General features: G+C 54.0%; 28 protein-coding genes and 1 pseudogene. 21 read left to right on the top strand and 8 right to left on the bottom strand.

Annotation, left to right across the window (positions count from 1 at the left end):
* The first annotated feature begins 324 nt into the window (after positions 1-324).
* From ACVXHP_RS20285 to ACVXHP_RS20200, 18 genes are all read left to right on the top strand, one after another.
* Entirely contained in the window at positions 325-660 is a 336-nt protein-coding gene (locus tag ACVXHP_RS20285; protein WP_003031835.1) for a zinc ribbon domain-containing protein YjdM, read from the top strand.
* A 129-nt stretch (positions 661-789) separates the two neighbouring features.
* Positions 790-1,236 (top strand): VOC family metalloprotein YjdN, encoded by a 447-nt coding sequence (gene yjdN, locus ACVXHP_RS20280; protein ID WP_038636411.1) that lies wholly within the window; start codon positions 790-792, stop codon positions 1,234-1,236.
* A gap of 132 nt (positions 1,237-1,368) precedes the next feature.
* Complete coding sequence (gene phnC / locus ACVXHP_RS20275) at positions 1,369-2,157, top strand: phosphonate ABC transporter ATP-binding protein (protein ID WP_103771883.1); 789 nt, start codon at positions 1,369-1,371, stop codon at positions 2,155-2,157.
* Positions 2,158-2,180: 23 nt separating this feature from the next.
* Entirely contained in the window at positions 2,181-3,197 is a 1,017-nt protein-coding gene (phnD, locus tag ACVXHP_RS20270; RefSeq protein ID WP_304702828.1) for a phosphonate ABC transporter substrate-binding protein, read from the top strand.
* Between the two features lie 77 nt (positions 3,198-3,274).
* Entirely contained in the window at positions 3,275-4,054 is a 780-nt protein-coding gene (phnE, locus tag ACVXHP_RS20265; protein WP_038636402.1) for a phosphonate ABC transporter, permease protein PhnE, read from the top strand.
* A 20-nt stretch (positions 4,055-4,074) separates the two neighbouring features.
* Positions 4,075-4,800 (top strand): phosphonate metabolism transcriptional regulator PhnF, encoded by a 726-nt coding sequence (gene phnF, locus ACVXHP_RS20260; RefSeq protein ID WP_316129684.1) that lies wholly within the window; start codon positions 4,075-4,077, stop codon positions 4,798-4,800.
* Complete coding sequence (phnG, locus tag ACVXHP_RS20255; protein ID WP_137347411.1) at positions 4,801-5,253, top strand: phosphonate C-P lyase system protein PhnG; 453 nt, start codon at positions 4,801-4,803, stop codon at positions 5,251-5,253.
* Positions 5,250-5,834, top strand: coding sequence for a phosphonate C-P lyase system protein PhnH (gene phnH, locus ACVXHP_RS20250; protein ID WP_003031824.1), 585 nt, complete (start codon positions 5,250-5,252; stop codon positions 5,832-5,834). The genes phnG and phnH overlap by 4 nt, the downstream gene beginning before the upstream one ends.
* A complete protein-coding gene (locus ACVXHP_RS20245; protein ID WP_447572087.1) occupies positions 5,834-6,901 on the top strand; it encodes a carbon-phosphorus lyase complex subunit PhnI in 1,068 nt (355 codons plus the stop codon). Before phnH ends, ACVXHP_RS20245 begins: the two co-directional genes overlap by 1 nt.
* Positions 6,902-6,947: 46 nt before the next feature.
* Positions 6,948-7,739, top strand: coding sequence for an alpha-D-ribose 1-methylphosphonate 5-phosphate C-P-lyase PhnJ (gene phnJ / locus ACVXHP_RS20240; protein WP_233593229.1), 792 nt, complete (start codon positions 6,948-6,950; stop codon positions 7,737-7,739).
* On the top strand, positions 7,736-8,494 hold the full coding sequence (phnK, locus tag ACVXHP_RS20235; RefSeq protein ID WP_003826710.1) for a phosphonate C-P lyase system protein PhnK: 759 nt from the start codon (positions 7,736-7,738) through the stop codon (positions 8,492-8,494). Before phnJ ends, phnK begins: the two co-directional genes overlap by 4 nt.
* A 107-nt stretch (positions 8,495-8,601) precedes the next feature.
* Positions 8,602-9,282 (top strand): phosphonate C-P lyase system protein PhnL, encoded by a 681-nt coding sequence (gene phnL, locus ACVXHP_RS20230; protein ID WP_447572086.1) that lies wholly within the window; start codon positions 8,602-8,604, stop codon positions 9,280-9,282.
* Positions 9,279-10,415: an alpha-D-ribose 1-methylphosphonate 5-triphosphate diphosphatase gene (gene phnM, locus ACVXHP_RS20225; RefSeq protein WP_200009411.1), complete on the top strand. Its 1,137-nt coding sequence runs from the start codon at positions 9,279-9,281 to the stop codon at positions 10,413-10,415. Before phnL ends, phnM begins: the two co-directional genes overlap by 4 nt.
* Before the next feature lie 2 nt (positions 10,416-10,417).
* Positions 10,418-10,972, top strand: coding sequence for a ribose 1,5-bisphosphokinase (gene phnN, locus ACVXHP_RS20220; protein WP_200009410.1), 555 nt, complete (start codon positions 10,418-10,420; stop codon positions 10,970-10,972).
* Positions 10,959-11,393: an aminoalkylphosphonate N-acetyltransferase gene (gene phnO, locus ACVXHP_RS20215; RefSeq protein ID WP_200009409.1), complete on the top strand. Its 435-nt coding sequence runs from the start codon at positions 10,959-10,961 to the stop codon at positions 11,391-11,393. The genes phnN and phnO overlap by 14 nt, the downstream gene beginning before the upstream one ends.
* Positions 11,394-11,401: 8 nt before the next feature.
* Positions 11,402-12,160, top strand: a complete 759-nt coding sequence (gene phnP, locus ACVXHP_RS20210; RefSeq protein ID WP_316129686.1) for a phosphonate metabolism protein PhnP — start codon at positions 11,402-11,404, stop codon at positions 12,158-12,160.
* An 82-nt stretch (positions 12,161-12,242) separates the two neighbouring features.
* Positions 12,243-12,494 carry a type II toxin-antitoxin system Phd/YefM family antitoxin gene (locus ACVXHP_RS20205; protein WP_006688247.1) on the top strand — a complete coding sequence of 84 codons (252 nt, stop codon included), beginning with the start codon at positions 12,243-12,245 and terminating at the stop codon, positions 12,492-12,494.
* Positions 12,491-12,778: a type II toxin-antitoxin system RelE family toxin gene (locus tag ACVXHP_RS20200; RefSeq protein ID WP_447572085.1), complete on the top strand. Its 288-nt coding sequence runs from the start codon at positions 12,491-12,493 to the stop codon at positions 12,776-12,778. The genes ACVXHP_RS20205 and ACVXHP_RS20200 overlap by 4 nt, the downstream gene beginning before the upstream one ends.
* Here ACVXHP_RS20200 and yjdP read toward each other — a convergent pair.
* Together yjdP and ACVXHP_RS20190 are read right to left on the bottom strand one after the other, a co-directional pair.
* On the bottom strand, positions 12,775-13,104 hold the full coding sequence (gene yjdP / locus ACVXHP_RS20195; protein ID WP_042312933.1) for a DDRRRQL repeat protein YjdP: 330 nt from the start codon (positions 13,102-13,104) through the stop codon (positions 12,775-12,777). The two genes, ACVXHP_RS20200 and yjdP, sit on opposite strands and share 4 nt — an antisense overlap.
* Before the next feature lie 69 nt (positions 13,105-13,173).
* Complete coding sequence (locus tag ACVXHP_RS20190; RefSeq protein WP_447572084.1) at positions 13,174-15,438, bottom strand: ATP-binding protein; 2,265 nt, start codon at positions 15,436-15,438, stop codon at positions 13,174-13,176.
* A 114-nt stretch (positions 15,439-15,552) separates the two neighbouring features.
* On the opposite strand from ACVXHP_RS20190, the gene ACVXHP_RS20185 reads away from it, so the two are divergent.
* The 3 genes from ACVXHP_RS20185 to ACVXHP_RS20175 all read left to right on the top strand — a co-directional run bounded on the left by ACVXHP_RS20185 (position 15,553) and on the right by ACVXHP_RS20175 (position 19,094).
* Positions 15,553-17,076, top strand: coding sequence for a sugar ABC transporter ATP-binding protein (locus ACVXHP_RS20185; RefSeq protein WP_075145337.1), 1,524 nt, complete (start codon positions 15,553-15,555; stop codon positions 17,074-17,076).
* Complete coding sequence (locus ACVXHP_RS20180) at positions 17,069-18,064, top strand: ABC transporter permease subunit (protein ID WP_200009403.1); 996 nt, start codon at positions 17,069-17,071, stop codon at positions 18,062-18,064. The genes ACVXHP_RS20185 and ACVXHP_RS20180 overlap by 8 nt, the downstream gene beginning before the upstream one ends.
* Before the next feature lie 88 nt (positions 18,065-18,152).
* Positions 18,153-19,094, top strand: coding sequence for an ABC transporter substrate-binding protein (locus ACVXHP_RS20175; RefSeq protein ID WP_006688255.1), 942 nt, complete (start codon positions 18,153-18,155; stop codon positions 19,092-19,094).
* Between the two features lie 73 nt (positions 19,095-19,167).
* On the opposite strand, the gene ACVXHP_RS20170 is transcribed toward ACVXHP_RS20175, so the two are convergent.
* The 6 genes and pseudogenes from ACVXHP_RS20170 to ACVXHP_RS20145 form a co-directional block, all read right to left on the bottom strand.
* On the bottom strand, positions 19,168-20,574 hold the full coding sequence (locus ACVXHP_RS20170; RefSeq protein WP_447572083.1) for a hypothetical protein: 1,407 nt from the start codon (positions 20,572-20,574) through the stop codon (positions 19,168-19,170).
* Entirely contained in the window at positions 20,571-20,831 is a 261-nt protein-coding gene (locus ACVXHP_RS20165; RefSeq protein WP_316129689.1) for a PAAR domain-containing protein, read from the bottom strand. The genes ACVXHP_RS20170 and ACVXHP_RS20165 overlap by 4 nt, the downstream gene beginning before the upstream one ends.
* Before the next feature lies 1 nt (position 20,832).
* Positions 20,833-21,605, bottom strand: a pseudogene (locus ACVXHP_RS20160) (T6SS immunity protein Tli3 family protein).
* 46 nt (positions 21,606-21,651) lie between these two features.
* A complete protein-coding gene (locus ACVXHP_RS20155; protein WP_447572082.1) occupies positions 21,652-22,425 on the bottom strand; it encodes a T6SS immunity protein Tli3 family protein in 774 nt (257 codons plus the stop codon).
* A 46-nt stretch (positions 22,426-22,471) separates the two neighbouring features.
* Positions 22,472-23,251 (bottom strand): T6SS immunity protein Tli3 family protein, encoded by a 780-nt coding sequence (locus ACVXHP_RS20150; RefSeq protein WP_447572081.1) that lies wholly within the window; start codon positions 23,249-23,251, stop codon positions 22,472-22,474.
* Positions 23,252-23,297: 46 nt separating this feature from the next.
* Positions 23,298-24,077 (bottom strand): T6SS immunity protein Tli3 family protein, encoded by a 780-nt coding sequence (locus tag ACVXHP_RS20145; RefSeq protein ID WP_447572080.1) that lies wholly within the window; start codon positions 24,075-24,077, stop codon positions 23,298-23,300.
* Between the last annotated feature and the right edge of the window lie 6 nt (positions 24,078-24,083).

The following is a 24,083-nucleotide window of genomic DNA, read 5'->3' as shown; positions in this document are numbered from 1 at the left end:
ATACCCGCTGAATTCCCCTACTAAAATTAAGGGGGCAGGAGATATTCAATCATCAGGACGTAAACGCCCGTAAGCGATGTAACCTATGAATATCAGTTGTTTCGCCTCACCTTATCTTAAATAACTTTGGGTAGCAATTTCCCTTAAAAAATATTCCGCCATACTTCATTGATGTGAAAGCAAAGGATCTTTACAGCAGATCATTTTGCTTTATCGCGCAGTAGTCCCGACAAAAGCAGGGATTTTATGTATAATTGCGGCCTTTTTCGGCAATCTGCCATTTTTTGGGCGCATTTGCCCCTGCTGACTTTTGAGGAAATCGACATGTCATTACCACACTGCCCACAATGCAACTCCGAATACACTTACGAAGATAACGGCATGTTCATCTGCCCGGAATGCGCTCACGAATGGAACGATGCTGAACCGGCTCAGGACAGCGACGAACTGATCGTTAAAGATGCCAACGGCAACCTGCTGGCCGACGGCGACAGCGTTACCGTAGTGAAAGACCTGAAGGTTAAAGGTAGCTCTTCAATGCTGAAGATCGGTACCAAAGTAAAAAACATTCGTCTGGTGGAAGGCGACCACAACATCGATTGCAAAATCGATGGCTTTGGTCCAATGAAGCTGAAATCAGAGTTTGTGAAAAAGAACTGATTCTGATGCTACGCTAATCAGCGTCTACACCGGTTCATTTGCCAGGCGGGAAGCTCATACTTCCCGCCTGGTTTATTTTTGCAGACCATAACTACACTTAACTGGTTTCTTTTACCTGAGGTAAAGATCATGCCGTTAAGTCCCTATATCTCCTTTGCAGGCAACTGCGCAGACGCCATCGCCTACTACCAAAAAACATTAGGCGCCGAGCTTCTCTACAAAATCAACTTCGGTGAAATGCCCAAATCGGCGCAGGACAGTGAAGAAGGTTGCCCTTCAGGAATGAAATTCCCCGATACCGCCATCGCCCACGCCAACCTGCGCGTAGCGGGCAGCGACATCATGATGAGCGATAGCGCCCCCGATGGAAATGCCCACTACTCTGGCTTTACGCTGGTGCTCGACACGCAAAATGTCGACGAAGGTAAGCGCTGGTTTGATAACCTCGCGGCAAACGGAAAAATCGAAATGGACTGGCAGGAAACCTTCTGGGCCCACGGTTTTGGTAAAGTGAGCGACCAGTATGGCGTGCCATGGATGATCAACGTCGTCAAACAGCAGCAACCTACCGAGTAATCCAACGGGAGGCTTGCCCTCCCGTACTGTCATCAAAAATCGCTCAACTCTTCATCGTCAAGTAACCATCCCTTAACGAAAACGTCACATTGATCCGCCACGATGGGGCCACTTTTTTAGGGAGGCCGCATCATGCAAACGATTATCCGCGTCGAGAAACTCTCCAAATCCTTCAACCAGCATCAGGCGCTCAATGCGGTTGATCTGAACATCTGTTCCGGTGAGATGGTGGCTCTGCTTGGGCCGTCTGGCTCCGGCAAATCCACCCTTTTACGTCATTTAAGCGGTTTGATCACCGGTGATAAATCACCCGGTAGCCATGTAGAGCTGCTGGGTCGCACCGTTCAACACGAAGGTCGGCTGGCGCGCGATATCCGCAAAAGCCGCGCCCACACCGGCTATATCTTCCAGCAGTTCAATCTGGTGAACCGTTTGACGGTGCTGGAGAACGTGCTGATTGGCGCGCTCGGCAGCACGCCGTTCTGGCGCACCTGTTTTAGCTGGTTCAGTCAGGAGCAGAAACAACGCGCGCTCCAGGCGCTGACCCGCGTTGGCATGGCGCACTTTGCTTACCAGCGCGTTTCCACGCTTTCGGGCGGGCAACAGCAGCGCGTTGCTATCGCCAGGGCGCTGATGCAGCAGGCCAAAGTGATCCTGGCCGATGAGCCAATTGCCTCGCTGGACCCGGAATCCGCGCGCATCGTGATGGACACCCTACGCGACATTAATCAGACCGACGGCATCACCGTGGTCGTCACGCTGCACCAGGTGGATTACGCCCTGCGCTATTGCGAACGCATCGTCGCGCTACGCCAAGGCAACGTCTTCTTTGATGGCAGCAGCCAGCATTTTGATAACGATCGATTTGACCATCTCTATCGCAGCATGAACCGCGTCGAACAGAACGCGCAGGCTGCCTGACATCCCCACAATGAGGAATGGAAATGAGCTATAAGACAGTTGCCGCGCTGGCCTTTACCAGCATGTTTAGTCTCAGCACCCTGCTCAGCCCGGCCCATGCCGAAGAGCAGGAAAAAGCGCTGAACTTCGGCATTATTTCGACCGAATCACAGCAAAACCTGAAGCCACAGTGGGAACCGTTCCTGAAGGACATGGAAAAGTCACTGGGCGTGAAGGTGAACGCCTTCTTCGCCCCGGACTACGCCGGGATCATCCAGGGAATGCGCTTTAACAAAGTCGATATCGCCTGGTACGGCAACCTCTCGGCAATGGAAGCGGTGGATCGCGCTAACGGACAAGTGTTTGCTCAGACCGTCGCTGCCGACGGATCCCCGGGGTACTGGAGTGTATTGATCGTCAACAAAGACAGTCCGATCAACAACCTGAACGATCTGATCGCCAAACGTAAGGATCTGACCTTTGGCAATGGCGATCCCAACTCCACGTCAGGCTTCCTCGTCCCCGGTTACTACGTCTTCGCCAAAAACAACATCTCCGCCAGCGACTTCAAACGCACCGTTAACGCCGGACACGAAACCAACGCGCTGGCCGTCGCCAACAAACAGGTCGATGTCGCCACCAACAACACCGAAAACCTCGACAAGCTGAAAACTTCCGCGCCGGAAAAACTGAAAGCGCTGAAGGTTATCTGGAAGTCACCGCTGATCCCTGGCGATCCGATCGTCTGGCGTAAAAACCTCTCCGAAACCACCAAGGACAAGGTGTACGACTTCTTTATGAATTACGGCAAAACGCCGGAGCAGAAAACCGTACTGGAACGTCTGGGCTGGGCGCCGTTCCGTGCCTCCAGCGACCTGCAACTGGTGCCCATTCGTCAACTGGCGCTGTTTAAAGAGATGCAGGGCGTGAAGGACAACAAAGGGCTAAACGAGGAAGAGAAAACCAGCAAAACCTCGGCGCTGAAAGCGCAGCTCGACGACCTTGACCGTCTGACCGCCGCACTGGGCGCTATGACCAGCGTCAGCAAAGCGGTGCAGTGATTTGTAGACCGGATTGTAGGCCGGATAAGCGTCTTATCCGGCCTACAACGCAAACACACGTGCCAACGGAGCTAAACATGCAAACCATCACCGTCGCCCCGCCCAAACGTAGCTGGTTCTCGCTACTGAGCTGGGCCATTCTTCTCGCCGTGCTGGTGGTCTCGTGGAAAGGTGCCGAAATGGCTCCGCTCACGCTGATCCAGGATTCCGGCAATATGGCGACCTTCGCCGCCGACTTCTTCCCGCCGGACTTCAGCCAGTGGCAGGACTATCTCGGCGAAATGGCCGTCACCCTGCAAATCGCCGTCTGGGGTACTGCCCTCGCCGTTGTGTTATCGATCCCCTTCGGCCTGATGTGCGCCGATAACCTCGTGCCGTGGTGGATTTACCAGCCGATGCGCAGAGCGATGGACGCCTGCCGCGCTATCAACGAAATGGTCTTCGCTATGCTGTTCGTGGTCGCCGTCGGTTTAGGTCCGTTCGCCGGGGTGATGGCGCTGTTTATCCACACCACCGGGGTGCTCTCCAAACTGCTGTCCGAAGCGGTAGAAGCCATTGAACCGGGCCCGGTAGAAGGCATTCGCGCCACCGGGGCCAACAAAATTGAAGAGATCCTCTACGGCGTTTTGCCGCAGGTGATGCCGCTGTTGATCTCCTACTCGCTGTACCGTTTTGAGTCCAACGTTCGCTCGGCCACGGTGGTCGGCATGGTGGGCGCAGGCGGTATCGGCGTGACCTTATGGGAGGCGATTCGCGGCTTCCAGTTCCAGCAAACCTGCGCCCTGATGGTGCTGATCATCGTTACCGTCAGCCTGCTGGATTTCCTTTCCCAGCGTTTGCGTAAGCACTTTATCTGATTAGCGAGGCATTGATTGCTATGCACTTGTCTACACATCCGACCAGTTATCCAACGCGTTATCAGGAAATTGCCGCGAGACTTGAGCAGGAGCTTCGTCAACATTATCGCTGCGGGGACTATCTGCCCGCCGAGCAGCAGCTTGCCGCGCGCTACGAGGTGAATCGCCATACCCTGCGCCGCGCTATTGACCAGTTGGTTGAGCGCGGTTGGGTTCAACGTCGCCAGGGCGTTGGCGTGCTGGTGCTGATGCGCCCGTTTGATTACCCGCTCAATGCCCAGGCGCGTTTCAGTCAGAACCTGCTGGATCAGGGCAGCCACCCCACCAGCGAAAAATTGCTGGCGGTGCTGCGCCCGGCCTCCAACCATATTGCCGACGCGCTCAGCATTAACGAAGGCGACAACGTGATTCACCTGCGCACTCTGCGCCGGGTTAACGGCATCGCCCTGTGCCAAATCGACCACTATTTTTCCGACCTCACGCTGTGGCCGCTTATGCAGGGCTTTAACAGCGGCTCGCTGCATGACTACTTACGCGAACAGTCCGGTCTGACGCTCCTGCGCACGCAAACGCGTATCAGCGCCCGCCGGGCCCAGGCCAAAGAGAGCAAGGTGCTGGAAATCCCTAACATGGCGCCGCTGCTGTGCGTGCGCACCCTGAACCACCGTGAAGGCGAAGATCAGGCGGCGGAATACTCCGTCAGCCTGACCCGCGCCGACATGATCGAATTCACTATGGAGCACTGAATGCATTTCGATACCGCCACCCGCCAGCGCTGGATGCGCGCGCTGGCTTATAGCAATGCCGATGCCCTGAACGCCCGCATCAATGCGCTCAAACTGACGCCGGACTATGAACTTATCCGCGCGCCGGAATGCGGACTAATGCAAATCCAGGCCCGCATGGGCGGCACCGGCAACCGCTTCTTTGCTGGCGACACCACGCTCACCCGCGCGGTGGTGCGCCTGACGAGCGGCACGTTGGGTTACAGCTACCTGCTGGGACGTAACAAACACCATGCCGAGCAGTGCGCGGTGATTGACGCCCTGCTGCAGGAACAAACGCATTTCCAGAACCTAATGGAAACCTTGATTGCCCCGCTGGAAGCGGAACGCGATGCGCTGATTAGCGCACGCCGTGCCGAAGTCAACGCCAGCCGGGTCGACTTCTTCACGCTGGTACGCGGAGATAACGCATGACCTTACAAACCGCTTTTAATTTACCCGTTCAGGATGCTCAACAGAGCTTTCGCCGCCTGCTGAAGGCGATGAGTGAACCGGGCGTGATCGTCGCCCTGCATCAACTGAAACATGGCTGGCAGCCGCTCGGCCTGGCAACCACCAGCGTGCTGCTGACGCTGGTTGACGGCGACACGCCGGTCTGGCTGGCACCGTCAATGGATAACGATATCGCCCGGCAGAATCTGCGTTTTCATACCAATGCGCCGCTGGTGGATCAGCCGCAGTTGGCGGCTTTTGCCGTCGCCGACGAACGAATTAGCAGCGAACAGCTAAACGCCCTCTCCGCCGGTTCCGCCGTCGCGCCAGAGACCAGCGCCACGTTGATTGTTCAGGTCTCTGGTTTAAGCGGTGGACGTATGCTGCGTCTGACCGGAGCCGGTATTGCCGAAGAACGCATGATCGCGCCACAGCTGCCGGAATGCCTGATTCACGAACTCACCGAACGCCCGCATCCGTTCCCGCTGGGGGTCGATCTGATCCTCACCTGTGGCGAACGCCTGCTGGCTATTCCGCGAACGACTCATGTGGAGGTGTGCTGATGTACGTCGCCGTCAAAGGGGGCGAAAAGGCGATAGCCAACGCCCATGCCCTGCAGGAAAACCGACGCCGGGGCGATGCCGCCATTGCCGAACTGAGCGTGGCGCAGATTGAGCAACAGATGAATCTGGCGGTGGATCGCGTGATGACCGAAGGGGGCATTGCCGACCGCGAACTGGCGGCGCTGGCGCTAAAGCAGGCCAGCGGCGATAACGTCGAAGCCATCTTTTTGCTGCGCGCCTACCGCACGACGCTGGCAAAGGTGGCAGTCAGCGAACCGGTCAACAGTGCGGAAATGCGCCTTGAACGCCGAATCTCCGCGGTCTACAAGGACATTCCCGGCGGGCAGCTGTTAGGTCCAACCTACGACTACACCCATCGCCTGCTGGATTTTACCCTGCTGGCCAATGGTGAAACGCCGCCGCTGCGCTGCGCGGATAACACGCAGGATGCCTCCCCGCACGTCTTTTCCCTGCTGGCCAATCAGGGGCTGGCAAAACGCGAAGAAGATAACGGCGACGCGCCCGACGACATCACCCGCACACCGCCGGTTTACCCGTGCTCGCGTGCCTCACGCCTGCAACAGCTGATGCGCGGCGACGAAGGCTATCTGTTGGCGCTGGCCTACTCCACCCAACGCGGTTACGGACGCAACCACCCATTTGCCGCCGAGATCCGCAGCGGGTACGTAGCGCTGGAAACCGTCCCGGAAGAGCTGGGATTTGCGGTAAACGTCGGCGAACTGCTGATAACTGAATGTGAAATGGTCAACGGTTTTGTCGCGCCAGAGAACGAATCTCCCCATTTTACCCGCGGCTACGGGCTGGTGTTCGGCATGAGCGAACGTAAAGCAATGGCGATGGCGTTGGTGGACCGCGCCTTACAGGCAGCCGAATACGATGAAACGGTCACGGGACCGGCGCAGGACGAAGAGTTCGTGCTGGCGCATGCGGATAACGTCGAGGCGGCGGGTTTTGTATCGCACCTCAAGCTCCCCCATTACGTCGATTTCCAGGCCGAACTGGAACTGCTCAAACGCCTGCAACAGGAGGCCGCCCGTGACCGCTAACCTCTCCGGCTACAACTTTGCGTATCTTGATGAACAAACCAAACGCATGATCCGCCGCGCCATTTTAAAAGCGGTAGCCATCCCCGGCTATCAGGTGCCGTTCGGCGGACGCGAAATGCCGATGCCCTACGGCTGGGGCACGGGCGGCATTCAGCTTACCGCCAGCGTGATTGGCGAACCGGACGTACTGAAGGTGATTGATCAGGGCGCGGACGACACCACCAACGCGGTGTCGATCCGCAACTTCTTCAAACGCGTGACGGGTGTGGCTACGACGGAACGTACCGAAGACGCCACGCTGATCCAGACCCGCCACCGCATCCCGGAGACGCCGCTGGTGGAAGATCAGATAATCATCTTCCAGGTGCCAATCCCCGAGCCGCTGCGTTTTATTGAACCGCGCGAAACGGAAACCCGCACCATGCACGCACTGGAAGAGTACGGCATCATGCAGGTGAAACTGTATGAAGATATCGCCCGCTTCGGCCATATCGCCACCACCTACGCCTATCCGGTGAAGGTCAATGACCGCTACGTCATGGACCCATCGCCCATCCCGAAATTCGATAATCCGAAGATGGACATGATGCCGGCCCTGCAACTGTTTGGCGCAGGTCGCGAAAAGCGCATCTATGCCGTTCCACCTTATACCCGCGTGGAAAGCCTCGATTTCGACGATCACCCGTTTACCGTGCAGAGCTGGGATGAGCCTTGCGCCATCTGCGGCTCTACCCACAGCTATCTCGATGAAGTGGTGCTCGATGATACCGGCAAACGCATGTTTGTCTGCTCCGACACCGACTACTGCCGCCAACAGAGCGAGGCACTCAGCAAATGACGCAACCGCTGCTTTCAGTCAACAACCTGACTCATCTCTACGCGCCGGGCAAAGGCTTCAGCGACGTCTCATTTGACCTGTGGCCTGGTGAAGTGCTGGGTATCGTCGGCGAGTCGGGTTCCGGCAAAACCACCCTGCTGAAATCAATCTCTTCACGGCTGACGCCGCAGAACGGTGAAATTTTGTACCAGAACCGTTCGTTGTACGGCATGAACGAGGCCGATCGCCGCCGCCTGCTGCGCACCGAGTGGGGCGTGGTGCATCAGCATCCGCTGGATGGCCTGCGCCGTCAGGTTTCCGCAGGCGGCAATATCGGGGAACGCCTGATGGCCACCGGCGCGCGTCACTATGGCGACATTCGCGCCACCGCTCAGCGTTGGCTGGAGGAGGTGGAGATCCCCGCCTCACGTATCGACGACCTGCCGACCACCTTCTCCGGCGGGATGCAACAACGCCTGCAGATCGCCCGCAACCTCGTCACCCACCCGAAGCTGGTGTTTATGGATGAACCGACCGGCGGCCTGGACGTATCGGTACAGGCCAAACTGCTGGATCTGCTGCGCGGCCTGGTGGTGGAACTGGATCTGGCGGTGGTGATTGTCACCCACGATCTGGGCGTGGCGCGTCTGCTGGCGGACCGTTTGCTGGTAATGAAGCAGGGTCAGGTGGTGGAAAGTGGGTTAACCGACCGCGTGCTCGACGATCCACATCATCCGTATACCCAACTGCTGGTGTCGTCCGTATTGCAAAACTGATTTTTTGTTGTGCCCGATGACGCTGCGCTTATCGGGCCTACCTGGATCGCACTTTTGTAGGCCGGATAAGGCGCTGCCGCCATCCGGCAAAAAAACTCGAGGCAAAGATGATTCGCGTTGAAAATGTCAGTAAAACCTTCGTGCTCCACCAGCAAAACGGCGTACGTCTGCCGGTGCTGCAAAACGCCACTCTGGCAGTGAAAAGCGGCGAATGCGTGGTGCTGCACGGCCACTCCGGCAGCGGAAAATCCACGCTGCTGCGTTCGCTGTACGCCAACTACCTGCCGGATGAAGGACACATCCACATTCGCCACAGCGATGACTGGGTCGATCTGGTGCAGGCCCCGGCGCGCAAAGTGCTGGAAGTTCGCCGTTCAACCATCGGCTGGGTAAGCCAGTTTCTGCGCGTGATCCCAAGGATTTCTGCGCTGGATGTGGTGATGCAGCCGCTGCAGGATCTCGGCGTATCCCGTGAAGAATGCGCCGCGAAAGCCGCCAGCCTGTTAACGCGTCTCAACGTACCGGAACGCCTGTGGCACCTCGCGCCATCGACCTTTTCCGGTGGTGAACAGCAGCGCGTCAACATCGCCCGTGGGTTTATCGTCGATTACCCTATTCTGCTGCTCGATGAGCCGACCGCTTCTTTAGACGCCAAAAATAGCGCTGCCGTGGTGGCGTTGATTGAAGAAGCGAAAGCCCGCGGCGCAGCCATTGTCGGTATTTTTCACGATCAAACCGTGCGCGACCGCGTAGCGGACCGTCTGCACCTGATGGGAACAACAGCATGATTATCAACAACGTAAAGCTGGTTCTGGAAGATGAAGTGGTGCAAGGATCGCTGGAAATTGAGGAAGGTGTTATTCGCGCATTTGCCGAAACCCAGAGCCGTCTGCCAGAGGCTTTAGACGGCGAAGGCGGCTGGCTGCTGCCAGGGTTGATTGAGCTGCATACCGATAATCTGGATAAATTCTTCACCCCGCGCCCGAAGGTCGACTGGCCCGCCCACTCGGCGATGAGCAGCCATGACGCGCTAATGGTCGCCAGCGGCATTACTACCGTGCTGGACGCGGTGGCGATTGGCGACGTGCGCGACGGCGGCGATCGGCTGGAAAATCTGGAGAAGATGATCAACGCGGTGGAAGAGACGCAAAAACGCGGGGTTAATCGCGCCGAACACCGTCTGCATCTGCGCTGCGAACTGCCGCACCACACCACCCTGCCGCTGTTTGAAAAGCTGGTCGGGCGCGAGCCGGTGACGCTGGTTTCGCTGATGGATCATTCTCCGGGCCAGCGCCAGTTCGCTAATCGCGAGAAGTACCGCGAGTATTATCAGGGCAAATATTCACTCACCGACGAGCAGATGACCCGCTATGAAGAAGAACAGTTGGCCCTCGCCGCACGCTGGTCGCAGCCCAATCGTAACGCCATCGCCCAGCTTTGCCGCGAACGTAATATCGCGCTGGCGAGCCATGACGATGCCACCAGCGAACATGTGCTGGAATCGCACCAACTTGGCAGCGTAATCGCCGAATTTCCTACCACCTTCGCAGCGGCTGAAGCCTCACGCCAGCACGGCATGAACGTGCTGATGGGCGCGCCGAACATCGTGCGCGGAGGGTCTCATTCCGGCAATGTGGCAGCGCATAAGCTGGCTGAACTGGGGCTGCTGGATATTCTTTCTTCCGATTACTACCCCGCCAGCCTGCTCGACGCGGCATTTCGCGTGGCGGATGACGACGCCAACCGCTTTACCCTACCGCAGGCCATTCACCTGGTGACCCGCAATCCGGCGCGGGCATTGAATCTCGACGATCGCGGCGTTGTTGCCGAAGGTAAACGGGCGGATCTGGTGCTGGCACACCGCAAAGGCGGCAACATCCATATCGACCACGTCTGGCGTCAGGGCAAAAGGGTATTCTGACTATGGGGAAACTGATCTGGCTGATGGGGCCATCCGGCTCTGGTAAGGACAGTCTGCTGGCAGAACTCCGCCTGCAGGAACCCGCGCAACTACTGGTGGCGCATCGATACATCACCCGCGCCGCCAACGCCGGGAATGAAAATCATATTGCGCTGAGCGAACAAGAATTTTTTACCCGCGCCGGGCAGAATCTGCTGGCGCTGAGCTGGCATGCAAACGGCTTCTACTACGGCGTGGGCGTGGAGATTGACCTCTGGCTGAACGCCGGTTTTGATGTGGTGGTCAACGGGTCGCGCGCCCATCTGCCCCAGGCGCAGGCTCGTTATGGCGCGTCGTTACTCCCTATTTGCTTACAGGTTTCCCCGGCGATTCTACGCCAGCGTCTGCAGGCGCGTGGACGGGAGAGTGAAACGGAAATCGCCGCTCGTCTTGAACGCGCGGCCCGCTACGCGCCGTATGACTGCCACGTTCTCAACAATGATGGCAGTTTGCTACAGTCTGTCGATACACTGCTCGCACTGATGGGACGCAAGGAGAAGAAACATGTCTGTCTGTGAATTACGCCGCGCCACGCTCTACGATACCGATGCGGTTTACGCGCTTATCTGTGAACTCAAGCAGGGACAATTCGATCGCCAGGCCTTTAGCGCCGGATACGCCGCGAATCTGCAAGATCCTAATATGCACTACCAGCTGGCGCTGCTCGACGGACAAGTCGTCGGCTTGATCGGTCTGCACCTGCAGTTTCATCTGCACCACGCCAACTGGATTGGCGAGATTCAGGAACTGGTGGTGATGCCACAGGCGCGAGGATTAACGGTAGGCAGTCAGCTACTGGCCTGGGCCGAAGCCACCGCACGCGAATCAGGCGCAGAAATGACCGAGCTTTCCACCAGCACCCAACGCCTTAACGCACACCGTTTTTACCAGCGCGAAGGCTATACCCAGAGCCATTTTCGCTTCACCAAACCGTTGTAGGGGGAGCCATGAGTCTGACCATTACGCTGACGGGAACCGGCGACGCGCAGCTGGTGCCGGCATTTGGCTGCGACTGCGCGGCCTGTCAGCGGGCGCGCTTACAGGCACAATACCGTCGACGCCCCTGTAGCGGGGTGGTCAAATTCAATCATGCGGTGACACTGCTGGACGCGGGGATCCCGCATCTGATGGACGACTGGCCAGCGGGCAGCTTTCAGCAGTTTCTACTGACCCACTATCATATGGATCATGTGCAAGGACTGTTTCCGTTGCGCTGGGGCGTGGGGGCGACTATCCCGGTATACGGTCCGCCGGATGAACAGGGTTGTGACGATCTGTTTAAGCATCCGGGTATTCTCGATTTTAGTCATACCGTCGCGCCGTTCGTGGTGTTTGAGCTGCAAGGATTGCAGGTGACACCGCTGCCGCTCAACCATTCAAAGCTGACGTTTGGCTATCTGTTCGAGACCGCGCACAGCCGGGTGGCGTGGCTCTCCGACACCGCCGGGCTTCCCGATAAGACGCTGAAGTTTCTCCACAATAACCCACCGCAGGTGATTATCATCGACTGCAGCCATGCCCCGCGCGCCGAGCCGCCGCGCAATCATTGCGATCTCAATACCGTCATCGCGCTGAACGAGGTTATTCGCTGTCCAAGGGTGATCCTGACGCATATCAGCCATCAGTTTGATCTGTGGCTGATGGAAAATCCGCTGCCAGAAGGATTTGAGGCCGGGTATGACGGGATGGAGATTGTGCTGGATTAGCGATCACACCCCACAATAAGACTTGTTAACAGGTCTTTTGCGTCCTATATTAAGACCAGTTAAACGGTCTTTAGGAGCCATTATGCCGCATATCATCTTAAGCGATACCACCGCCAGCGTGAGTGAGTTGAAAAAAAATCCGATGGCAACTGTCAGCGCAGGAGATGGGTTCCCGGTCGCCATCCTGAACCGTAACCAGCCCGCCTTTTATTGTGTGCCAGCAGAGCTTTACGAAAAAATGCTTGATGCGCTGGACGATCAGCAACTGGTTAAATTAGTCCATGAACGTAGCCAACAACCCCTGGTGGATGTGGATCTGGACAGCTATTTATGAGTTATACGGTAAAGTTCAGGGAAGATGCGCTGAAAGAATGGCAAAAACTTGATAAAGCTATTCAGCAGCAGTTTGCCAAAAATCTAAAGAAATGCTGTGAAAACCCGCATGTCCCTTCAGCAAAGCTCAGGGGAATAAAAGATTGCTATAAAATCAAACTACGAGCTTCAGGGTTTCGTCTTGTTTATCAAGTTATTGACGACACCCTGGTCATCGCGGTCGTTGCCGTCGGTAAACGCGAGCGTAGTGAAGTCTATAACCTTGCCAGCGAAAAATTACGCTAACGATCATAATCCTCTTCCATTCTGCGCTCTTCGTCTTCTAACTGACGCCGTTCCTGATCGAGCTGGCGCTGGCGGTCATCCAGTTGGCGACGTCGGTCTTCAAACTGGCGGCGGCGATTATCATATTGCCTGCGCCGATCGTCACTCATTTGACGCTGCCAGCTTTCATCACGGGAGTCATCATAATCCCGCCCATTGTCCGGTTTATATGCGTCGTTAATCGCCTGCTGAATATTGCCGATGGCATCATCAATAATATCCGCCTGCGCCGAAACGGTGGTCATCATCAGTAGAGTGAAAAGTAAGAATGTCGTGGAGCGTTGCATAAAACCAGCCTCATCGAGAAACTCGCTCCACGGTAATCAAAGCGTATTTGCGCGGGTAGCGGAGGAATCTCAATTACACGAATGCCGCAGCGCTTGCGCCAGTTCTGTCCGGGTAAAGGGTTTACGCAATAACGCCACATCCGGCAGCGCCGGGTTATGGGCCGGACGCAAATCCTGACCGCTCATCAGCAGGATGTTCAGCTGCGGATAATGTGCCTGGGCATGGTTAACCACATCCACGCCGCTTAAACCACCGGGCAGCATTACGTCGCTGATAAAAATATCAATCTCGGATGAAGCCGCCAGCATGTGCATCGCCTGTTCGCCGTTGGCGGCTTCTAACGTCAGGTAGCCCAGCAGGTGTAATTGCTCACACAACGTCTGGCGCACATCAGCCTCGTCCTCAAGCACCAGCACCAGTTTTTCGCCACTATTAGCCGCGTGCTCCGCTATCGGTTTTGCCTCTGCCTGTACCGGCACTACGGCGCGGGGAAGCTGCAACCTGACCGTCGTTCCCTGCCCCGGCGCGCTTTCAATCTCCACCCGCCCGCCGGACTGACGTACAAAGCCGTAGACCATTGATAACCCCAGCCCGCTGCCGCTGCCGGTCTGCTTGGTGGTGAAAAACGGCTCAAAGACCTGAGCTTTCACCTCCTGCGACATCCCGCAGCCCTGATCGGCGACCTCCAGCATCACCATATCCTGCTTACGCCCATCGCTGCGCGTGACCCGCTGATTCCAGGTACGGATTTTAATCGTGCCCGCCTGCCCGTCCATGGCGTCACGGGCGTTCATCACCAGATTGATAATGGCGTTTTCCAGTTGGCTGACGTCAATCCACGCGGGCCAGGCGGGAGACTGGGCTTCAATCTCCAGCGTCAACGTGGCCGGGAGCGAATGGCGCATCAGTTCGCCCAGGTTTTCCAGCAGCGTTTTTAGCTCCACCGCGTGGGGATGCAAAGATTGCTTGCGCGAAAAGGCCAGCAGCCGCTGGGTAAGCAGCGCCCCGCGCTCGGCGGCTTTAAGCGCCCGATTCACCCGTGGCGCATCGGGCGAGTCTGGGTTCACCAAATCCAGACTGCCAATAATCACCGCCAGCAGGTTATTGAAATCATGTGCTAATCCGCCCGTCAGTTGCCCCACCGCCTTCAGCTTTTGGCTGTGCAGCAGCGCCTCTTCCAGTTCCTGGCGCTCGGTGCGGTCGATTTCCATCTGGCTGGTTTTTTCTTTAAGTAATCGGGTTGTGTGCTCCAGCGAAGCGGTATTACGGGCAAAGACGCTAAAAGCGCGGGCCAGTTCGCCCAGCTCATCGCGCCGTTGCAGGGCCGGCACGCTGACGTCCGATTCACCGTGCGCCAGCCGGGTCATCGCCTGCGAAATTGCCGTCAGGTTAGAGCCGAGGTTGCGATAGATATACCAACCGGCAAAACCGGTAATCACTACGGCCAGCAACGCAAACACCATAATAAACAACGCGCCGGATTGCAGTTCCTGATGGCTTTGCGCCACCCGCTGCTCAGAAATCAGCGCCACCTGCGAGGCATATTGATTAATATCGCTATTAAGGATCGCCACCAGCGCTTTGATATGAAACATATACCAGTTGATCGCCAGATCGCTCTGCTCCAGCGCGGAAGAGAGCGGCTCCAGCTTATGCAGTTCCTGGTTGAAGTCGTTGAGGATTCTGCTTATCAACGGGCTGGAGTGATGTAAAGGCAGCGCGGTCATCACGCCGTCGAGTTGTTTCACCACCGATCGCGGCGTGGGAGTTTCAATGGCGGCAACGATCAAGCGGTCGATCTGCCCCAGCAGTATGTCATCCTGCGCGCCGGTAAGCGTTTGCAGATGGCGCAAATAGCTTTGATTCTGATACAGCGAACTGAGCAGCGCGTTACGTTCCAGATGCCGCCGCTGCCCGCGCTGCAACATACCTTCCACACTACTTTGCAGCTCATTGCTGCGCTGGATAATACGCTCGACCAGTACCGGTTCTCGTTGCGCCAGCGGGGCGCTGGCCAGTCGTTCCAGCGAATGTTTCAGCGCCCGCTGGGTCTCCTGCAACCGTTCCGCTTCACCTTTGTATTCCAGCGCGCCGACGACCTGCGACAGCCGTACCGCCGCCGTCGCCACATTGGCCGTATCGCGCGCCAGATTCATGCTGCCGGTCATGTCGTCGACGGTTTGCTGCTGCACCTGCTCCTGGATCTGGCTGGCATGCTGAAACCCCAGCACCGCCACGCCGCTCACCATCAACGTGACCGCCACCACCAGAAGATTGAAGAACAGCAATCGTCCACGCGCACTGGCGAAAAAGTGACGTCCCGGTTGCGGCATATCACGCTCCGTGAAGAAAAATCGCAATATGACAAATATGAACGGCTTCTGACATTTTGCATTTACATTCCTGTGATGGACTGCTGATATCGGCCACCCCACAGGAGATCCGCGATGAGCAGGACACCGGTTCTGGAGATGCGCAACATTGCCAAAGCGTTTGGTAAATTTTATGCGCTGAAAGGGGTCGATTTAACCGTCTGGCCGGGTGAGATTCATGCTCTGATGGGCGAAAATGGCGCGGGGAAAAGCACGCTGATGAAGATCCTCGCAGGTGCCTATACCGCCACCAGCGGCGAGATCCTGATTGACGGTCAGCCGTTCCACATTCGCGGTCCCAAAGATGCGCTCAGCGCGGGCATCACACTGATTTATCAGGAGATGCAGCTGGCGCCGAACCTGACGGTGGCAGAAAATATCTTTCTTGGCAGCGAGCTGTCGCGCGGCGGTCTGGTCCAGCGTAAAGAGATGGTGATGCAGTCACAAAAAGTCATCGACCGACTCGGCGCCCAGTTTAAGGCCAGCGATCGCGTGATGACGTTGACCATCGCCGAACAGCAGCAGGTGGAAATCGCCCGCGCTCTGCACCGTAACAGCCGCATTCTGGTGATGGATGAACCCACCGCCGCCCTCTCCTCACGTGAAACCCACCGCCTGTTCGAACTGATCATGCGCCTGCGCGATGAGGGGATGGCGATTATTTACATCAGCCACCGCATGGCGGAAGTGTACGAACTCTCCGATCGCGTCAGCGTCCTGCGCGACGGACAGTATGTTGGCAGCCTGACCCGCGACAAGCTCAACGCCGCGGAGCTGGTGCGCATGATGGTGGGACGTCCGCTAAGCGATCTGTTCAACAAAGAGCGCGACATTCCCTTAGGTAAAGCGCGCCTCAACGTCCACCACCTGACCGACGGTCATAAAGTCCAGCCGTGCAGCTTGTTGGTGCGCTCCGGGGAGATCGTCGGCCTCGCCGGGTTAGTTGGCGCCGGGCGTTCTGAACTGGCGCAGCTGATTTTTGGCGTGCGTAAAGCCATCGGCGGCATGATTGAAGTAGACGGTGAACCGGTGGTGATCCACTCCCCGCGCGAGGCGATTGACCACGGCATCGGCTTTCTGACCGAGAACCGCAAAGAACAGGGGCTGTTTTTAGAACTGGCGGCAGCAGAGAACATCACCATGGCAACGCTGGAGCGCGATGCCAACTGGGGCATGCTCGATCGTAAAAAGGCGCAGGCCATTTCCGATGACGCTATCAAACTGCTCAACATTCGCGTTCCGCACGCGCAGGTACGCGCAGGCGGGCTGTCGGGCGGCAATCAGCAAAAATTACTGATCTCGCGCTGGGTGGCGATCGGCCCACGCATTTTGATCCTTGATGAACCCACGCGCGGGGTAGACGTTGGCGCGAAAAGCGAGATCTACCGGATCATGAACGACATGGCGCGCAAAGGCGTAGCGATCCTGATGATCTCCAGCGAATTACCGGAAGTTGTTGGCATGAGCGATCGCGTGTACGTCATGCGCGAAGGCAGCATTGCCGGCGAGCTGAACGGGCAAAGTATTACTCAGGAAAATATTATGACGCTGGCGACCGGCGTGAACGACTCCCATCATCAGGCGGTGCCCCATGAATAATCCAACCACTCCCCAGCAGGTGGCGAAATCCACCACCGCAAAAAAGATGCTGATGAGCGATCTGATGCAAACGGTCGGCATCTTACCGATTCTAATCCTGATTGTGGCGGTATTTGGCTTTATCGCACCTAACTTTTTCACCGAAAGCAACCTGCTGAATATTACCCGCCAGGCCTCGATCAATATCGTGCTGGCGGCGGGCATGACCTTCATCATTTTGACCGGCGGGATCGACCTCTCAGTTGGCTCGATTCTCGGCACCACCGCCGTTGCGGCGATGGTCGTTTCTCTTATTCCTGAGTTTGCCATGCTGTCGATTCCGGCGGCGCTGATGCTCGGCCTGGTACTGGGGCTGTTTAACGGTGCGCTGGTGGCTTTTGCCGGGCTGCCGCCGTTTATCGTCACGCTTGGAACCTATACAGCGCTGCGCGGCGCGGCCTATCTGTTGGCCGATGGCACCACGGTGATTAACTCCAACATCAGCTTTGAGTGGATCGGTAACAACTATCTCGGCCCGGTTCCATGGCTGGTGGTCATTGCCCTCGCGGTGGTGGTGGTGTGCTGGTTTATTCTGCGCCGCACCACGCTGGGCGTTCATATCTACGCGGTCGGCGGCAACATGCAGGCCGCACGTTTAACCGGGATCAAAGTGTGGCTGGTACTGCTGTTCGTTTACGGCATGAGCGGTTTGCTTTCAGGCCTGGGCGGGGTGATGAGCGCCTCGCGACTGTACAGCGCCAACGGTAACTTAGGTATGGGTTACGAGCTGGACGCCATCGCGGCGGTGATCCTCGGCGGCACCAGCTTCGTCGGCGGGATCGGCACCATCACCGGCACGCTGGTGGGGGCGCTGATCATCGCCACGCTCAATAACGGCATGACGCTAATGGGCGTCTCCTATTTCTGGCAACTGGTGATCAAAGGGGCGGTGATCATCATAGCGGTGCTGATCGACAAATACCGTACCCGACACCATCAAAGTGCATAGACAAGCTTGCCGGCCTACTCATTCGTAGGCCTGATAAGCGCAGCGCCATCAGGCGTATAACAACAATACCCTACGTGAGGAAACGAGTATGCGTTTGAAGCCATTAGTGACCGCGCTCTGTGCTGGCGCACTGCTTGCTGCAGCTCCGTTTGTGCAGGCAAAAGAACTGAAATCGATCGGCGTTACAGTGGGCGACCTGGCGAACCCGTTCTTCGTGCAAATAACCAAAGGCGCGGAGCTGGAAGCACGCAAACTGGCGGGTGATAGCGTTAAAGTAACGCTGGTTTCCAGCGGCTACGACCTGGGGCAGCAGGTGTCGCAGATCGACAACTTTATTGCCGCCAAAGTCGACATGATTATCCTTAACGCCGCCGACTCCAAAGGCATCGGCCCGGCGGTAAAACGCGCGAAAGACGCCGGGATCGTGGTGGTGGCCGTTGACGTGGCGGCGGAAGGCGCAGACGCAACCATCACCTCCGATAACACTCAGGCGGGTGAAATGGCCTGCAAATACATTACCGACCGCCTGAAAGGAAAAGGCAACGTCGTCATCATCAACGGACCGCCGGTTTCCGCCGTCCAGAACCGTGTGGAAGGTTGTCAGACCGAGTTCAAACGCCATCCGGATATCAAGGTGCTGTCGTATAACCAAAATGCCAAAGGCAGTCGCGAAGGCGGGCTGGAGATCATGACCGCGCTGCTGGCGGCGAATCCGAAGATTGATGGCGTATTCGCCATTAACGATCCGACGGCGATCGGTGCCGATCTGGCGGCAAAACAGGCGCAGCGTAGCGAATTCTTTATTGTCGGCGTCGACGGATCGCCAGACGGTGAAGAGGCTCTGAAACGCGAAAACTCATTATTTGTGGCGACGCCGGCACAAGATCCGCAAGTGATGGCTGCCAAAGCGGTCGAAATCGGCTATGACATATTGCAGGGGAAACCCGCCCCAAAAGAGCCTGTGCTGATCCCGGTGACAATGATCGATAAAAACAACGTTGGAAATTATAAAGGTTGGACGGTGAAATAAATCCTGAACCGACTGATACTCTCTTGCCGCAAAGAGAGTAAAAGAAGCAAGAGCGCCCGTCAGGGCGCTTATCTCATAAAAACTGCGAGTAATAAATGTCCATTTTCTGCTCTATATTATGAGTCAGTATAAAAGAAAAAATCATAACCGCCGTATAAATAACTGGAATACCAAAAACTAAAGGAATAAACGTATACCCTGGGTGACTTTCGAACAGTTCCAGTGGTACGAGACTTACAAACCCCATACACCATAAAATAATTGCGCACAATTTTATGATTCTCCAATAATCATGGAAATCCAGCTTATCAAGTGCAGGCCAGCATCCTGGATATTTAGCAGCTATTATGCCGGATTGAATCGTATCTGCGGATGTACTGGCGAATAACTGATGCCCTTGCCCATATTTTGCTGCATCCGCAGCCAACGCTAATGTAACCCAACGCTGAACCTCTGTGCTTTGCCCTGTGACGGTCTCCAGTTCATATCGACTATCGGCTAAAATACTCGTTTTTGCGCTTTCTATCCCACTAAACAATACGAATTTTGACTGCTTATCCAGTGAGTTGAACCACAGCTTTTTAATTTTACTCACATCTACTTGTTGCGCAGAAAGATATATACTCACGATTTCATCAAGATAATAGGGAGTACTGTCCATCATGCGTAATAAATATAAAGGTGTGTCTTTATTTTCAAGCAGTTCTCTATTGGTAAAAATAAAAGCATTAGCACTCTCGAAAAAATCACAATCATTTTCATCGTGCAATTCAACAGTGATAACCAGGTTGTTTTCAAATATACTTAAATCAACCCATTCATTGATGATAAAATAATCAGGGCATTCGTGAAGAACATTAATATTTCCGACCTTATCATTAGGGATGCCCAGGTTTGCCAACACCGCCTTAAAACTATTGCCGATAGTGTCATCCGCTCCCTTAACGTACAGCCAGGTATTAAAAGGCCGATGTTTACTGACAAGAGAATTTTTGAGGGGTTCTATCAACAGTCTTAGCACCTTATCAACTCTGGCGTCATCCATTGAGTCAACTTCAATATCAATTCGTAACGGCGTTGCAGAACCTGCTGGGGCTTCACCCTCTAGTTTCTGAATTTTTAATGCCAGTTCAGGCACCGGGAGAATGGATGAATAGTCCAGAAGAGGCAATGCCCGTTTTGCCCAGTTTTTCCACTGATTCATACCATACTGCTCAAGATAACTCGCATAGTAATATGGAAAATATATAATACCGTAAATAATAACTACCACGCACCAGATGGCTAACGCTATTAGCGATGGGATACCTATTGCATTCCATATCAGATCATCAGGAACTTTCTTGTCCTGCAACCATTTGAATATATTGTACGTTATAAAAAACAGAAATATAACACAGCTAATGAACGGTATAATATTCAGCGGGAATTTTTCTGGTTCTTCATAGGGATTCTTGTTTGGTATCTGCCATTTTCTCATTTGCTTGTCCCCGCCGTTGGCAGAGTGGTCTGTATTGCACAACCACATGCAGCCCTACAACCATCCACAACTACGCCTTTGCCGTCCATTGTCCATGTTGGCTCAAAATCAAGTATGGGAAAGGTGCCTTTGTGTAGAATACAAACAACCGTATCCCCCATTAAGGCGACAGGAATTCCCATAAACTTGCTACCAGAAGCTTTATTTACATACCCACCGTTTGCCAGCGGGTCATTTAGTCTGATTACACCTTTCATATTATTTCCCCACATTCATATCGCAGCGCATCCGGGTCCAGCCCTTATAGCCCACCACTTCCGGTTCTTTGTCCGGCAGGTTTTGATAGTTAGCCTTATAACCTTCCGTTAAATGGGCTAAGGATGCTTTCATAAACACCACCGTTCCCCAGGCATCACCTGGAGATTCAGGTCTTATATGGCCGTTCACATACTCGCCACTGGATTTATGCTTGCCAGGCTTATAGAGATAATACGTATCATCATAGTATTGATAATCTATCCCCGGCCCACCCGGTGCCAGACGCGGATCGTCAAAAGGGTATGAGCTCATATACAAATGTCCTTGTGCAGTGGAAATAAATGCCTGGTTATTGACCACCACCACTCTTTTTATTTCTTTTCCTTCAGGATAGTCGCGCATAATACCATCTGAGTTTCTCTCCAGCGCCGGGAAAGAGGCCATATAGGTTGCGACCTGCCACGTTTGCCCGTAATCTTTAGATATTTTATATGCCCCTGGCTCCCATTCAGGGACCAGAATGTACTGCTCTGAAGGATGAATATACACTCCCGTGAATACTCTATAGATTGGGTTGCCATAAATTGACTTGTGGATCTTTCTTTTTACGTCATGGTAAACAACATATCCTTCACAATCATAACCGATCAACTCCAGATAACGATTTTCATCAAACCGATAAATAACCTGTGAGGGTATTTTTTTGTACAGGCAGTGATAGCGCATAGCGAAATGGTTCCGATTATTATTTTTAACGCACTTCCCTTATTCATAATTTATCCTTAAACGTTAAGCGGTTTGGGCATATCCCATTGCAGATTATTTCCCCACATTCATATCGCAGCGCATCCGGGTCCAGCCCTTATAGCCGACCACTTCCGGTTCTTTATCCGGCAGGTTTTGATAATTCGCTTTTTCTGACTCAACAAGATTATCCAGTCCTTTTTTCATAAAAATAACCATACCCCACGCATACCCTGGAGATTCAGGTCTGATATGCGCGTTCACATACTCGCCCCTGGATTTATGCTTGCCTGGTCTGTAGAGATAATATGTATCATCAAAGAATTGATAATCTATACCCGGGCCACCCGGCGCCAGACGCGGATCGTCAAAAGGGTATGAGCTCAGATATAAATGCCCCTGCGCCGTGGAAATAAATGCCTGATTATTGACCACCACCACTCTTTTTATTTCTTTTCCTTCAGGTCTGTCGACCATATTTCCATCTGAATTCCTCTCTTGCCCCTGAAATGGAGACATATAGGTTGCGACCTGCCACGTTTGTCCGTAATCTTTAGATATTTTATATGCTCCCGGCTCCCATTCAGGGACCAGAATGTACTGCTCTGAAGGATGAATATACACTCCCGTGAATACTCTATAGATTGGATTGCCATAAATTGACTTGTGGATCTTTCTTTTTACATCATGGTAAACAACATATCCTTCACAATCATAACCGATCAACTCCAGGTGACGATTTTCATCAAACCGATAAATAACCTGTGAGGGAATCTTTTTTGTACAGGCAGAGATGGCACATAGTGAAACTGCGCCGATTAATACTCTTACCGTAATTCCTGCTTTCATAATTTATCCTTAAACGTTAAGCGATTTGGGCATATCCCATTGCAGATTATTTCCCCACATTCATATCGCAGCGCATCCGGGTCCAGCCCTTATAGCCCACCACTTCCGGTTCTTTGTCCGGCAGGTTTTGATAATTCGCTTTTTCTGACTCGACAAGATTATCCAGTCCTTTTTTCATAAAAATAACCATACCCCACGCATACCCTGGAGATTCAGGTCTGATATGCGCGTCCACATACTCGCCCCTGGATTTATGCTTGCCTGGTCTGTAGAGATAATATGTATCATCAAAGAATTGATAATCTATACCCGGGCCACCCGGCGCCAGACGCGGATCGTCAAAAGGGTATGAACTCAGATATAAATGCCCCTGCGCCGTGGTAATAAACGCCTGGTTATTGACCACCACCACTCTTTTTATTTCTTTTCCTTCAGGATAGTCGCGCATAATACCATCTGAGTTTCTCTCCAGCGCCGGGAAAGAAGCCATATATGATGCGACCTTCCACGTTTGACCGTAATCTTTAGATATCAGATAAGCAGTCGGCTCCCAGTTTGGGATGAGAATGTATTTATCAGAAGGGTGAATATAGGTTCCCGAGAAAATCCTGAAGGAAGCAAATTTTCCATCAATTAACTCTTTGTGAATATTTTTTTTACCATCGTGATACCAAAGTGCTCCCTCACAATTATAGCCTTTTAACTCCAGATAACGATTGTCATCATAACGATAAATAACCTGTGAGGGTGTTTTTTTTGTACAGCCAGAGATAACACATAGTGAAATCACTCCGACAATTGCTCTTACCGTAATTCCATTATTCATAATTCATCCTTAAACGTTAAGCGGTTTGGGCATATCCCATTGCAGATTATTTCCCCGCATTCATATCGCAGCGCATCCGGGTCCAGCCCTTATAGTCCACCACTTCCGGTTCTTTGTCCGGCAGGTTTTGATAGTTAGCCTTATAACCTTCCGTTAAATGGGCTAAGGATGCTTTCATAAACACCACCGTTCCCCAGGCATCACCTGGAGATTCAGGTCTTATATGGCCGTTCACATACTCGCCCCTGGATTTATGCTTGCCTGGTCTGTAGAGATAATACGTGTCATCAAAGAATTGATAATCTATACCCGGACCACCCGGTTTTAAGCGCGGGTCGTCAAAAGGGTATGAACTCAGATATAAATGCCCCTGTGCCGTGGTAATAAACGCCTGGTTATTAACCACCACCACTCTTTTTATTTCTTTTCCTTCAGGTCTGTCGACCATATTCCCATCTGAATTTTTCTCTTGCCCCTGAGATGGGGACATATACGTTGCAACCTGCCACGTTTGTCCGTAATCTTTAGATATTTTATATGCCCCAGGTTCCCATCGCGGTATCAGAATATAATTATCTGACGGATGAATATATACCCCAGAAAAGATCTGATACGTTGAATAAACACCATTTACTAACTCCTTATGTATATTATTCCTGGTATCATGATACCAAAGTGCACCTTCGCAATCGAAGCCCTTTAGTTCCAGATACCGGTTATCGTCATAACGATAAATAACTTGCGATGGTATTTTTTTTGTACAGGCAGCGATAGCACATAGTGAAACTGCGCCAATTAATACTCTTATCGTAATTCCTGGTTTCATAATTCA

Source organism: Citrobacter freundii complex sp. 2025EL-00176 (assembly GCF_053309355.1).
The sequence above is the reverse complement of the archived record's forward strand: the minus strand, read 5'-3'. Positions and strand labels throughout refer to the sequence as shown.

Coding starts and splice junctions, on each gene's coding strand:
- phnP (WP_316129686.1), top strand. CDS start 11,402: ATGAGTCTGACCATTACGCTGACGGGAACCGGCGACGCGCAGCTGGTG.
- phnM (WP_200009411.1), top strand. CDS start 9,279: ATGATTATCAACAACGTAAAGCTGGTTCTGGAAGATGAAGTGGTGCAA.
- ACVXHP_RS20200 (WP_447572085.1), top strand. CDS start 12,491: ATGAGTTATACGGTAAAGTTCAGGGAAGATGCGCTGAAAGAATGGCAA.
- phnE (WP_038636402.1), top strand. CDS start 3,275: ATGCAAACCATCACCGTCGCCCCGCCCAAACGTAGCTGGTTCTCGCTA.
- phnC (WP_103771883.1), top strand. CDS start 1,369: ATGCAAACGATTATCCGCGTCGAGAAACTCTCCAAATCCTTCAACCAG.
- ACVXHP_RS20285 (WP_003031835.1), top strand. CDS start 325: ATGTCATTACCACACTGCCCACAATGCAACTCCGAATACACTTACGAA.
- phnK (WP_003826710.1), top strand. CDS start 7,736: ATGACGCAACCGCTGCTTTCAGTCAACAACCTGACTCATCTCTACGCG.
- yjdP (WP_042312933.1), bottom strand. CDS start 13,104: ATGCAACGCTCCACGACATTCTTACTTTTCACTCTACTGATGATGACC.
- ACVXHP_RS20190 (WP_447572084.1), bottom strand. CDS start 15,438: ATGCCGCAACCGGGACGTCACTTTTTCGCCAGTGCGCGTGGACGATTG.
- phnL (WP_447572086.1), top strand. CDS start 8,602: ATGATTCGCGTTGAAAATGTCAGTAAAACCTTCGTGCTCCACCAGCAA.
- ACVXHP_RS20145 (WP_447572080.1), bottom strand. CDS start 24,077: ATGAAACCAGGAATTACGATAAGAGTATTAATTGGCGCAGTTTCACTA.
- ACVXHP_RS20185 (WP_075145337.1), top strand. CDS start 15,553: ATGAGCAGGACACCGGTTCTGGAGATGCGCAACATTGCCAAAGCGTTT.
- ACVXHP_RS20150 (WP_447572081.1), bottom strand. CDS start 23,251: ATGAATAATGGAATTACGGTAAGAGCAATTGTCGGAGTGATTTCACTA.
- phnJ (WP_233593229.1), top strand. CDS start 6,948: ATGATCCGCCGCGCCATTTTAAAAGCGGTAGCCATCCCCGGCTATCAG.
- ACVXHP_RS20175 (WP_006688255.1), top strand. CDS start 18,153: ATGCGTTTGAAGCCATTAGTGACCGCGCTCTGTGCTGGCGCACTGCTT.
- phnH (WP_003031824.1), top strand. CDS start 5,250: ATGACCTTACAAACCGCTTTTAATTTACCCGTTCAGGATGCTCAACAG.
- phnF (WP_316129684.1), top strand. CDS start 4,075: ATGCACTTGTCTACACATCCGACCAGTTATCCAACGCGTTATCAGGAA.
- ACVXHP_RS20245 (WP_447572087.1), top strand. CDS start 5,834: ATGTACGTCGCCGTCAAAGGGGGCGAAAAGGCGATAGCCAACGCCCAT.
- phnG (WP_137347411.1), top strand. CDS start 4,801: ATGCATTTCGATACCGCCACCCGCCAGCGCTGGATGCGCGCGCTGGCT.
- ACVXHP_RS20165 (WP_316129689.1), bottom strand. CDS start 20,831: ATGAAAGGTGTAATCAGACTAAATGACCCGCTGGCAAACGGTGGGTAT.
- ACVXHP_RS20205 (WP_006688247.1), top strand. CDS start 12,243: ATGCCGCATATCATCTTAAGCGATACCACCGCCAGCGTGAGTGAGTTG.
- phnD (WP_304702828.1), top strand. CDS start 2,181: ATGAGCTATAAGACAGTTGCCGCGCTGGCCTTTACCAGCATGTTTAGT.
- ACVXHP_RS20180 (WP_200009403.1), top strand. CDS start 17,069: ATGAATAATCCAACCACTCCCCAGCAGGTGGCGAAATCCACCACCGCA.
- ACVXHP_RS20155 (WP_447572082.1), bottom strand. CDS start 22,425: ATGAAAGCAGGAATTACGGTAAGAGTATTAATCGGCGCAGTTTCACTA.
- phnN (WP_200009410.1), top strand. CDS start 10,418: ATGGGGAAACTGATCTGGCTGATGGGGCCATCCGGCTCTGGTAAGGAC.
- yjdN (WP_038636411.1), top strand. CDS start 790: ATGCCGTTAAGTCCCTATATCTCCTTTGCAGGCAACTGCGCAGACGCC.
- ACVXHP_RS20170 (WP_447572083.1), bottom strand. CDS start 20,574: ATGAGAAAATGGCAGATACCAAACAAGAATCCCTATGAAGAACCAGAA.
- phnO (WP_200009409.1), top strand. CDS start 10,959: ATGTCTGTCTGTGAATTACGCCGCGCCACGCTCTACGATACCGATGCG.